General features: G+C 71.6%; 10 protein-coding genes. 7 read left to right on the top strand and 3 right to left on the bottom strand.

Annotated features, from left to right (window positions below; genetic code table 11):
• Positions 1-27: 27 nt before the first annotated feature.
• Positions 28-573 (bottom strand): gamma carbonic anhydrase family protein, encoded by a 546-nt coding sequence (locus V2J18_RS01065; protein ID WP_064746024.1) that lies wholly within the window; start codon positions 571-573, stop codon positions 28-30.
• Between the two features lie 194 nt (positions 574-767).
• Here V2J18_RS01065 and V2J18_RS01060 point away from each other — a divergent pair, with 194 nt between their 5' ends.
• From V2J18_RS01060 to xth, 3 genes are all read left to right on the top strand, one after another.
• Positions 768-2,198, top strand: coding sequence for a coniferyl aldehyde dehydrogenase (locus V2J18_RS01060; protein WP_336130641.1), 1,431 nt, complete (start codon positions 768-770; stop codon positions 2,196-2,198).
• A gap of 82 nt (positions 2,199-2,280) precedes the next feature.
• A complete protein-coding gene (locus tag V2J18_RS01055) occupies positions 2,281-3,528 on the top strand; it encodes a hypothetical protein (protein WP_336130640.1) in 1,248 nt (415 codons plus the stop codon).
• A gap of 16 nt (positions 3,529-3,544) precedes the next feature.
• Entirely contained in the window at positions 3,545-4,318 is a 774-nt protein-coding gene (gene xth / locus V2J18_RS01050; RefSeq protein ID WP_064746021.1) for an exodeoxyribonuclease III, read from the top strand.
• Between the two features lie 152 nt (positions 4,319-4,470).
• Here xth and V2J18_RS01045 read toward each other — a convergent pair whose 3' ends face one another.
• The gene (locus tag V2J18_RS01045; protein WP_064746020.1) at positions 4,471-4,746 is read right to left on the bottom strand and encodes a GlsB/YeaQ/YmgE family stress response membrane protein; all 276 of its coding nucleotides are present in this window, start codon (positions 4,744-4,746) and stop codon (positions 4,471-4,473) included.
• A gap of 492 nt (positions 4,747-5,238) precedes the next feature.
• The gene (locus V2J18_RS01040; protein WP_079247969.1) at positions 5,239-6,627 is read right to left on the bottom strand and encodes an AMP-binding protein; all 1,389 of its coding nucleotides are present in this window, start codon (positions 6,625-6,627) and stop codon (positions 5,239-5,241) included.
• 170 nt (positions 6,628-6,797) lie between these two features.
• On the opposite strand from V2J18_RS01040, the gene V2J18_RS01035 reads away from it, so the two are divergent.
• The 4 genes from V2J18_RS01035 (at position 6,798) to V2J18_RS01020 (ending at position 9,947) form a co-directional block, all read left to right on the top strand.
• Positions 6,798-7,394 carry a 4'-phosphopantetheinyl transferase family protein gene (locus V2J18_RS01035; RefSeq protein WP_064746019.1) on the top strand — a complete coding sequence of 199 codons (597 nt, stop codon included), beginning with the start codon at positions 6,798-6,800 and terminating at the stop codon, positions 7,392-7,394.
• A 50-nt stretch (positions 7,395-7,444) separates the two neighbouring features.
• A complete protein-coding gene (gene rsmG / locus V2J18_RS01030) occupies positions 7,445-8,149 on the top strand; it encodes a 16S rRNA (guanine(527)-N(7))-methyltransferase RsmG (protein WP_336130639.1) in 705 nt (234 codons plus the stop codon).
• A 71-nt stretch (positions 8,150-8,220) separates the two neighbouring features.
• Positions 8,221-9,039 carry a ParA family protein gene (locus V2J18_RS01025; RefSeq protein WP_064746017.1) on the top strand — a complete coding sequence of 273 codons (819 nt, stop codon included), beginning with the start codon at positions 8,221-8,223 and terminating at the stop codon, positions 9,037-9,039.
• On the top strand, positions 9,036-9,947 hold the full coding sequence (locus V2J18_RS01020; RefSeq protein ID WP_064746016.1) for a ParB/RepB/Spo0J family partition protein: 912 nt from the start codon (positions 9,036-9,038) through the stop codon (positions 9,945-9,947). Before V2J18_RS01025 ends, V2J18_RS01020 begins: the two co-directional genes overlap by 4 nt.
• Positions 9,948-10,137: the final 190 nt, after the last annotated feature.

Here is a 10,137-nt window from a genome sequence, read left to right as displayed (position 1 = left end):
GACTGTAAACGCCGCCCGATTCCGTGACTAGCCCGACGAGAGCATGCCCAGATAACGGTCCTTGAGGCGAACGTAATGTTGCGCGCTGTAGCGCAACTGTTCGATTTCGCGCTCGCTGAGCTTGCGCACGCAGCGCGCCGGATTGCCCAGCCACAGCTCGCCTTCGCCGACCGTCTTGCCCGGCGCGATCACCGCGCCGGCACCGACGAAACCGAAGCGCGACACGCGCGCGCCGTCGAGGATCTTGGCGCCCATGCCGATCAGGGCGAATTCCTCGATGGTGCAGGCATGGACGATCGCGGCATGGCCGATGGTCACGTCGTTGCCGATCACGGTCGGCAGGCCGCCGGGACGGGTGAACGGCCCCTCGTGGGTGACGTGGACGATGGTGCCGTCCTGGACATTAGTGCGGGCGCCGATCGAGATCGTGTTGACGTCGCCGCGCACCACGCAACCGGGCCAGATCGACACGTCGTCGCCCAGGTCGACCGCGCCGATCACGGTCGCGGCGGGGTCGACGTAGACGCGCTCGCCGAGGTTGGGGAAGGCATCGAGGTAGGGGCGCAAGCTCATGCGCCCATTGTAGTCCGCGGCACCGGTTCTGGCTTGCTCGGGTCGGCCCGGTCGTCGCATGGTCCGCCCCCCGTCGGGCCGGGACCGGTGCGCGACCGGCGCGCGCAGATCGGCCGCCACGCCCCCCTCGCCTGGCCTCGCTCGCCCCACCGCGGTCACGCTCCACGGCCACGGACGCGACTACACTGCCGCGTATGGACATCCTCGCCGACACGCCCATCGCCGATCTGGCCGCGACCCGCGAACGCCTGCGCACCGCCTGGCAGGCGCGCAAGCCGGACTACGCCCAGCGCCGCGCCGACCTGATCCGCCTGCGCGACGCCTTCCGCGCCCGCAGCGCGGAGATGGACGCGGCCATCCGCGCCGACTTCGGCCATCGCTCCAGCCACGAGAACCTGCTGTCCGAAGCGATGATCGTGTTGGCCGAAATCGACCACGCCCTGGCTCAGCTGCGGCGCTGGATGAAGCCGCGCCGGGCCGCGGTCGGCTGGCGCTTCTGGCCGGCGCGGGCCGAGATCCGCCCCGAGCCGGTCGGCGTGGTCGGCATCCTGTCGCCCTGGAACTACCCGGTGAACCTGGCCCTGGTGCCGCTGGCCTCGGCCATCGCCGCCGGCAACCACGTCTATCTGAAGCCGTCCGAACACACCCCGCGCACGTCGCAGTTCCTGCGCGATCTGCTCGCCGACGTCTTCCCCGACGACCGGGTCGCGGTCGCGCTGGGCGGCGCCGAACTCGGCGCGGCGTTCTCGGCCCAGCCCTTCGACCATCTGCTGTTCACCGGCTCGACCGCGGTCGGACGCAAGGTCATGGCCGCGGCGGCGCCGAACCTGACCCCGGTGACCCTGGAACTGGGCGGCAAGGCGCCGGCACTGGTGTGCCCGGATTACCCGATCGAGCGCGCCGCCGCGCGCATCGCCAGCGGCAAGTGGTTCAACGCCGGCCAGACCTGCATCGGCGTGGACTATGTGCTGGTCGACGCGTCGCGCCGCGACGAACTGGTCCAGGCGCTGCTGGCGCAACTGCGCGCGCGCTACGGCGCCGACCTGGGCACCAGCCGCGACTACACCCGGATCATCAACGCCAGCCAGTACGCGCGGCTGGCCTCCTACCTGGACGATGCGCGCCAGCGCGGGCTGCAGGTGATCGAGCCCTTCGCCGCCCCGGCCGCGCAGGCGCAGCGCCAGGCCGAGCGGCTGTTCCCGCCGGCGCTGGTGATCGAGCCCGACCCGCAGGCGCAGGTGATGCAGCACGAGATCTTCGGCCCGATCCTGCCGGTGATCTCTTACCGCAATCTTGACGAGGCCATCGCGCGCATCAACGCGCTCGACCGGCCGCTGGCGCTGTACCCGTTCGGCCACGACCGCGCCCAGATCGAACGCATCCTGGCCCAGACCCTGGCCGGCGGCGTCACCGTCAACGACACCCTGCTGCATTTCGGCGCTCACGACCTGCCGTTCGGCGGCATCGGCCCGAGCGGCATCGGTGCCATCCACGGCCGCAACGGCTTCGACACCTTCAGCAAGCTGCTGCCGGTGTTCCACCAGCGCCGGCTGGCCGGCAGCGATCTGCTCAAGCCGCCGTACCGCGGCAAGATCGACGCGATGATCCGCTGGCTGGCGAAGTAACGGACACGGCGGGCGCACCGCCTGTGTCGGCGATGCGATGATGATCGGCGCATCGCATCGCCCATCGAGAAGGAACTCGCCCATGACCCACGCCGCTCCCGCGTCGGACGCCGCACCTTCCGCGCTCCGCATCGGCCTGATCGCTTTCGCCGTCTGGCCGGCGATCGTCGCGGTCTGGATGATCTGGCTGGCCCATCGCCTGCATCGCTCCGACGTGAGCGGGTGGGTGGCCTACGAGGGCAGCTGGGTCGCGGCCGCCGTGGCCGCGCTCGCTCCGCTGCCGTTGCTGGTCTGGGCCGGACGCGGCCGCCGCGTGGGCCCGGCCTTGCTCGGCTTGGCGCTAGGCGGCATGGCCGCGCTGGCGCTGGCCCTGCTCGGCCGCCAGGCGATCGTCGACCTGCGCGAACGCGACTTCCAGGCCAAGCAGGCGCGACTGGAGGCGTTCGCGGCGACCGTACGCGGCGGCGACCCGGCGCGCATCCGCGCCGGCCTGGCGACCCTGCCCGAACAGCCGACGCCGGCGCAGGCGCTGTGCGCGCTCAGCGGCGGCCCCAGCTACCGCTACGTGCGCTGGCTGTGGTTCGACGAACAGGCTTACGGACCGCGCCAGGACGGCGCGGAGCTGTTGACCGCCGCCGCAGCCGTGGTCGCCGGACCGGCCACCCGCGAAGCCAAGCAAAGCGCGCTGCGGGTGGTGTTGCGCGCACTGACCGAACACGAAACCGACGCCGCGCATTTCGCGCGATGGGCGCAGTTGTGGCGCGCAACCTTACCGACGGCGACGGCCGCGGCGCCGCTGCTGTTCGAAGACGACGCCGACCCGGAGCACTGCCGGATCGGCGACCCGGCCGAACGCGTGCTGCAGCAATGGCGCGGCCCGGGCCTGCAGGCCTGGCTCGACGCCGGTATCGGCTTCGGCCCCGGGCAGTCGCTGGCCGCCCTGCGCGCAGTGGAATCCAAGCAGCAACTCGCGCGCCTGCTGGACGCCGCGCCGGCGATCGCCGCGCAACTGCGCGAAGATCCGGTGCTGGGCGCGCGGGCGCTGTCGGCGCAGGCCGACGGGCTGTCCAAGCGCCTGGATCAGGCGCCGCAACCGGCAGCGCTGGCCGAGACCGTCGAGGCGCTGCGCGCCGCGGGCGCCGACCCGGCGGGCAACGGCGGCACGTGGACGCCCTGCGACCGCTTCCTCGACGACGAGCGCAACAGCGAGGCGGACGCGATCGGGACCGCCGAGCGCAACGCGGCGGCCGAACGCATCCGCGCCGCGCTGTGCCCGTCCGGCAAGCCGGCCGCGCCGGCGGCCGGGCGGGCCGACAGCGGCCGGCGCTGACGCTACACTGCCCCGCATGAAAATCGTCAGCTGGAACGTCAACTCGCTCAACGTGCGCTTGCCGCACCTGCAACAGTGGCTGGCCGGCTTCGCGCCGGACATCGTCGCGCTGCAGGAAACCAAGCTCGAAGACAACCGCTTCCCCGACACCGCCCTGGCCGAGGCCGGCTATCGCAGCGTGTTCGCCGGGCAGAAGACCTACAACGGCGTGGCCATCCTCTCGCGCGACAGCGCCGAGGACGTGCAGGTCGGCATCCCCGGTTTCGAGGACGAGCAAAAGCGCGTCATCGCCGCCACCGTCGGCGGCCTGCGCATCGTCAACCTGTACGTGGTCAACGGCCAGGACGTGGGCACCGAGAAGTACGCCTACAAGCTGCGCTGGCTCGATGCCGTGCACGCCTGGCTGCAGCAGGAACTGCAGCGCTACCCGGACATGATCGTGCTCGGCGACTTCAACATCGCCCCGGAAGCGCGCGACACCCACGACCCGGCGGTGTGGAACGACGACCACATCCTGACCTCGACCGCCGAACGCGACGCGCTGCGCCGCCTGTTCGCGCTCGGCCTGCACGACGGCTACCGCCTGCACAACCAAGACGAAGGCCAGTTCTCGTGGTGGGACTACCGCCAGGCCGGCTTCCGCCGCAACCTCGGCCTGCGCATCGACCTCAACCTGGTCTCCGACGCCCTGCGCGCCCGCTGCGTCGCCTCCGGCATCGACCGCGAACCGCGCACCTGGGACCGCCCCAGCGATCATGCGCCGGCGTGGGTGGCTTTGAGCGGGGATTAGGGATTCGGGATTGGTAAAAAGCCGGGATTAGAGCTTCGGGATTCGAAAGAGCGAGATCGCTCTTGCTTTGACGAATCTCTAATCCCCAATCCCCGCCGCAACGAAAAAGCCCGGCCGAAGCCGGGCTTTTTTCGTTGCGGCAACGCGGCGCGTCAGCGCACGCGACCGCGGCGGAACAGATTGACGATGGCCAGCAGCACCACCGCGCCGACCAGCGACAGCAACAGGCCCGAGAGGCTGAAAGCGCCGCTGTTGATGGTGCCCGAACCGATGCCGAGCACGCCGCCCAGCCAACCGCCGAGGAACGCGCCGACGATGCCGACGATGATGTTGAGGAAGATACCCTGCTGACCGTCGGTCCTCATGATCATGCTGGCGATCCAGCCGATGACACCGCCTACGACCAGCCAAATGATGATACCGAGCATGTGCGTTCTCCTAGCGATTCACGGGTGATGCGCGAGGCGGCGGCAGCGCCGCCGTCGTCCCTTTCAAAGGGGACGCTCGCAGTCTGAATCGCGCACCGTGATGGTTGCGTCAGAGCGATATCAGTGTCGCGTGAAGCACAGTAACCGCGAAAACAAGGTGTTTTCGCGTCGTGAAGATCGGTGCGCAGCCGTTCGCGAGGGCCGCGCGAACGGTCGGTTTCGGCCGACCTGCGGACGGGTTTCCGCCGCCCCGGGAGCGTCGGCGGCAACGAAGCGGCCGCGCGCCCGCGACTGGCTCGGCGATTTTGCGAACCGCGCTATTCGCGCCTCGACCTCGCCGGTCGGCGGCCGGTTGCGACCGTCGGTCGCGAAGTGCGCGCGGTGCAGGAAACGCACCCAATGATCCGCACTGAACGGCTATGTTCACCCGCTCATCCGCCACATGCGCCGCTCGAATCGAATCGGCGAAGCGACGGCCGGCCGCCGCATCGCTCAACCGGCGGCGTGCAGCATCGCTTCCAACGCGCTGCGCGGCAGCTTGCCGGTCTCGTTGCGCGGCAAGGCCGCGACCCGGCGCAGCGGACGCGGCAGGAACACCGGATCGATGCTTTGCCGCAGCGCCTGCAGGATCGTCGCTTCGTCCAGATCCGGAGCGACCACCAGAGCGGCGATGCGGCGCACGCCGAACGCGTCGGCGGCGTCGAGCTGGAACACCGCGCCGTCGCGCACGCCCTCGATCGCCAGCAGTTTGCGGGTGAGATCGCCGAGCGAGGCGCGCTTGCCGGCGATTTCCAACAGATCGGCGCTGCGCCCGCGCAGGACGAAGCGGCCGTCGGCGTCGACCTCCATCAGGTCGGCCAGCACCACCGGCTCGGGCAGGTGCGGCGCATGCACGGCGGTGCCGTCCGGCTGCGGCGACACGCGCACGCCGGGCAACGGCGTCCACGCGGTTTCGCGCGCGGTGCGGCGGCGCGCGAACACGCAGGTCTCGGTGGAACCGAACACCTCGCGCACTTCGCAGCGGTAACGCGCCTCGGCGGCGACGGCCAGCTCCACCGGCAAGGGCGCGGTGGCCGAGACCACCCCGGCCAGCGGCGGCAGGTCCACGCCGGACTCGACCAGCGCGCGCAGATGCACCGGCGTGGTCACCAGCAGCGGCGGCGTGGGCGCGTCGGCCAGCGCGCGGGCGACATCGTCGGGGAAGAACGGCCGGCCGGCGTGCACCGCGACCGGGCCGAGCAAGGGCAGCAGCACCGACATCTCCATGCCGTACATGTGCTGCGGCGGCACCGTGGCGACCACGCAGGTGGTGCCGTCCTCGCGCAGCAGGTCGTGCAGCGCGGCGAGGTTCTGCGCGGTGCTGGTACGGAACGCGCTCCAGGTCTTGGGATTGGGCTTGGGCTGGCCGGTGCTGCCGGAGGTGAAGCCGATCGCCAGCAGCGCCGAGGCATCGGCCTGCAGCGCCGGCGCGGCGTCGGCGCGCGCCAACTCGGCGTCGAGGCGGACGTAGCGCGGCGGCAAAGGGTCCAGGGCCAGATCGCCGAGGCAATAGCTGTCGGGATAGCGGCCGAGCACGTCGTCGATCACCGCCGGCGCGCGCGAGGAAGGCAGCAGGTTGACCTGCCCGCGCACCGCCACCGCGCACAGCGCGACCAGGAAGCGGTAGCGGTCTTCGCACAGGTTCACCGCATGGCGCGCCGCCGGCAGGCTCGCCGCGAGCGCGCGCACTTCGGCCTGGAAGCGGGCACGGTCGATCGCGCCGTCGCGGCCGAACGCGAGCGCGGAGGCCGCATCGCCGGCGACGAAAGCGAACGTCTGGCATTCGCGCGGCGCAGCGTCCTGGCTGAGCGCAACGAGGCTGGAATCGACGACGGCTGACATCCTGGTGTGGTTTCCCGCGGCCGCCGAGGCCGCTTCATGCGCTGCAACTTGCCCGGACCCGCCTGATCCTGCGCTGACGGCGCGTGTCGCGCGCCACGCCGGCCGGCTGAGTCCGTTCCCCGCATTTAGCTTACGCTGACCGGCCCGGCCGACGCCAAAGCACGCCGTTCATGTCCGTCTCCGCTCCCGCCGATGTCCATGCCGAAGCCGGTCCGCATGCGGTGCGTTGGACCTGGCTGGCGCATCGTCACGGCCAACCCGCCGAACCCGAAGCGCGGGCCTGGCTGGCCGGGCAGCTCGGCGACCCGGGCCTGAGCCTGAGCCGCGACGAGCGCCAGCGCCCGCACCTGAATCCGCCTCATCAGGGCTACGACTGCAACTGGAGCCACAGCGGCGAGCGCCTGCTGGTGGCGCTGGCGCGGCAGGCCCGGATCGGGGTCGACCTGGAACGGCTGCATCGCCGGCCGCGCGCGCTGGAGGTCGCGGCACGCTTCTTCAGCGTCGCCGAGGCCGACTGGCTGCGCGATCACCCCGACCGCGACCGCGCCTTCCTGCGCCTGTGGTGCGCCAAGGAGGCGGTGCTCAAGGCGCACGGCCACGGCCTGTCGTTCGGCCTGGAAAAGCTGCGCTTCGAGGACGGCGCCGGCGGACTGCGCCTGGTCGAGTGCGACCCGGCCCTGGGCGCGGCGCCGGACTGGACCCTGCGCGAGATCGAGCCGGCGCCCGGCTATCTGGGCGCGCTGGCCTGGCGCCCGCGTCCGGCCTGACCCCGGCCCGGGTTTCCGTCCGTCGCCGGGCATCGGCGATACTGTCGCCGATGACGACCCCCACCCCTCTGCCGCCCGGGCTGCGCAGCGAGCTCGAAGCCGGCCTGTCCGCGCTCGGCCTGGAACCGGCCCTGTCCGCGCCGCTGCTCGACTACCTGGCCCTGCTGGCGCGCTGGAACCGCACCTACAACCTGACCGCGGTCCGCGACCCGCAGGAGATGGTCGCCAAGCACCTGCTCGATTCGCTGGCCATGCACGCCTACGTCGACCCGCTGGCGCGCCGCGGCGGCGCCCTGGCCGACCTGGGCACCGGCCCCGGCCTGCCCGGTATCCCGCTGTCCATCGTCAAGCCCGGCCTGCGCGTGACCCTGGTCGAGAGCAACGGCAAGAAAGCCCGGTTCATGCGCGAGGCCCTGCGCCAGCTCGGCCTGAAGGACGCGCGCGTGGCCGAGTCGCGGATCGAGGCCTTCGCCGAACCCGGCGCCTACGACGCGATCACCGCCCGCGCCCTGGCCACGCTGCCGCTGATCCTCGAACTCGGCGGCCACCTGCTCAAGCCCGGCGGGGTGCTGCTGGCGATGAAGGGCGTGCGCCCCGACGACGAGATCGCCGCCCTGCCGCCGGCCTGGGAAGTGCGCGCGGTCGAGCCGATGCGCGTGCCCGGCCTGGCCGCCGAGCGCCACATGGTGGTGATCGGCCGCCGCGGCGAAGCCGGCGCCGCGGCCGCGAACCCCGCAACCCGCCCTGGGGCATAATGCCCAGTCCGGCCGGCGCCGAGCGCCGGCCGTCTCCCGTCATCACACCGAATCAGCAGGGGACGAGCCGCATGGCCCGCATCATCGCCGTCGCCAATCAGAAAGGCGGGGTCGGCAAGACCACCACCGCGGTCAACCTGGCCGCCGCGCTGGCGCGCGCGCCCAAGCGCGTGCTGCTGGTCGACCTGGACCCGCAGGGCAACGCGACCATGGGCAGCGGCATCGACAAGCGCCAGCTCGAGGATTCGGTCTGCGACGTCCTGCTCGGCGAAGCCGAAGTCGGCAGCGCGATCGTGCGCGCCCCGGAAGAGTTCGACCTGCTGCCCGGCAACATCGACCTGACCGCGGCCGAGATCCGGCTGATGGCCGAGGACGAGCGCGAACAGCGGCTCAAGCGCGCGCTGGCGCCGCTGGCCGACCGCTACGACTTCATCATCATCGACTGCCCGCCGGCGCTGTCGCTGCTGACCTTGAACGCGCTGACCGCGGCCGATTCGATCATCGTGCCGATGCAGTGCGAGTACTACGCCCTGGAAGGCCTGAGCGCGCTGGTCGACACCATCGAGGCGCTCAAGGCCCGGCTCAACCCTTCACTCGAAATCGAAGGCGTGTTGCGCACCATGTTCGACGTGCGCAACAACCTCGCCAACGCGGTCTCGGCCGAACTGATCAATCACTTCGGCGACCGCGTGTTCCGGACCATCGTGCCGCGCAACGTGCGCCTGGCCGAAGCGCCCAGCCACGGCCAGAGCATCGTCGGCTACGACAAGGCCAGCCGCGGCGGCATCGCCTACATGGGCCTGGCCGGCGAGGTGCTGCGCCGTCAGCGCGAACGCGAGCAGGCCGCCAAGGCCGCCGCGCGCGCCGCCACCGCGGAGACCGTGGCATGACCGCCAAGAAGCGCGGCCTCGGCCGCGGCCTGGAAGCCCTGCTCGGCCCCAAGGCGGCTGCCGAAGCGCCGACCCTGGTCGAGGCCCAGCCCGGCGACCTGCTGCGCCACCTGCCGGTGGATTCGCTGAGCGCGGGCAAGTACCAGCCGCGCAAGCACTGGGACGAAGACAAGCTGGCCGAGCTGGCCGAGTCGATCAAGGCCCAGGGCGTGATCCAGCCGATCGTCGTGCGCGAGATCGGCGAACGCGGCGGCAGGACCTACGAAATCATCGCCGGCGAACGCCGCTGGCGCGCCTCGCGCCTGGCCGGGCTGAGCGAGATCCCGGTGGTGATCCGCGAAGTCGACGACCGCACCGTGGTCGCGATGGCGCTGATCGAGAACATCCAGCGCGAAGACCTCAACCCGCTGGAAGAGGCGCAGGCGCTGACCCGCCTGATCGACGAGTTCGACCTGACCCACGCTCAGGCCGCCGAGGCCGTGGGCCGCTCGCGCGCCGCGGTGTCCAACCTGCTGCGCCTGCTGGAACTGCCGGCCGAGATCCGGGTGCTGGTCGAGACCCGCGCCCTGGAGATGGGCCACGCCCGCGCCCTGCTGACCCTGGCCCCGCAGGCGGCGATCGCCCTGGCCCGCCAGGCCGCCGAGGCCGGCTGGTCGGTGCGCGACGTCGAACACCGGGTGCAGCAGCTCGCCGCCGGCAAGATCCCCACCGCCGGCAAGCCCAAGCCGGCCAAGGCCAAGCCGCAGGCCGACATCCTGACCCTGGAGCGCGAGCTGTCGGAATCGCTCAACGCCAAGGTCAACGTGCTCCACGGCCGCGGCGGCAAGGGCCGCCTGGTGATCCACTACACCGACCTGGACTCGCTGGAAGGCGTGCTGGAAAAGCTGCGCGGCAAGGTCGAGGCCTGAACCCGTACCGCTACCGGGTCAGCCTGCGACTGCGGCATCCCGACGCCGACCTGGGCCCCTGGACCGAAGGTCTCGAGCTCGATCCAGCCATCTGTCGGCACAGCCGCGCCGGCGATCTTCGCGCGACCCCGAGCGGCCGGGCCCTGCCCGGGGCCTACCGCGAATCGAGCTGGAGCGCCGACCTCACGGC

The sequence above is a fragment of the Lysobacter firmicutimachus genome (assembly GCF_037027445.1).
GTDB lineage: Bacteria > Pseudomonadota > Gammaproteobacteria > Xanthomonadales > Xanthomonadaceae > Lysobacter > Lysobacter firmicutimachus.
This window is presented reverse-complemented; position numbering and strand designations above follow the sequence as displayed.

What these genes read in the sequence shown, in the direction of transcription:
- V2J18_RS01025 (WP_064746017.1), top strand. Translation starts at nt 8,221, where the DNA reads ATGGCCCGCATCATCGCCGTCGCCAATCAGAAAGGCGGGGTCGGCAAG.
- V2J18_RS01045 (WP_064746020.1), bottom strand. Translation starts at nt 4,746, where the DNA reads ATGCTCGGTATCATCATTTGGCTGGTCGTAGGCGGTGTCATCGGCTGG.
- V2J18_RS01055 (WP_336130640.1), top strand. Translation starts at nt 2,281, where the DNA reads ATGACCCACGCCGCTCCCGCGTCGGACGCCGCACCTTCCGCGCTCCGC.
- rsmG (WP_336130639.1), top strand. Translation starts at nt 7,445, where the DNA reads ATGACGACCCCCACCCCTCTGCCGCCCGGGCTGCGCAGCGAGCTCGAA.
- V2J18_RS01020 (WP_064746016.1), top strand. Translation starts at nt 9,036, where the DNA reads ATGACCGCCAAGAAGCGCGGCCTCGGCCGCGGCCTGGAAGCCCTGCTC.
- xth (WP_064746021.1), top strand. Translation starts at nt 3,545, where the DNA reads ATGAAAATCGTCAGCTGGAACGTCAACTCGCTCAACGTGCGCTTGCCG.
- V2J18_RS01035 (WP_064746019.1), top strand. Translation starts at nt 6,798, where the DNA reads ATGTCCGTCTCCGCTCCCGCCGATGTCCATGCCGAAGCCGGTCCGCAT.
- V2J18_RS01060 (WP_336130641.1), top strand. Translation starts at nt 768, where the DNA reads ATGGACATCCTCGCCGACACGCCCATCGCCGATCTGGCCGCGACCCGC.
- V2J18_RS01065 (WP_064746024.1), bottom strand. Translation starts at nt 573, where the DNA reads ATGAGCTTGCGCCCCTACCTCGATGCCTTCCCCAACCTCGGCGAGCGC.
- V2J18_RS01040 (WP_079247969.1), bottom strand. Translation starts at nt 6,627, where the DNA reads ATGTCAGCCGTCGTCGATTCCAGCCTCGTTGCGCTCAGCCAGGACGCT.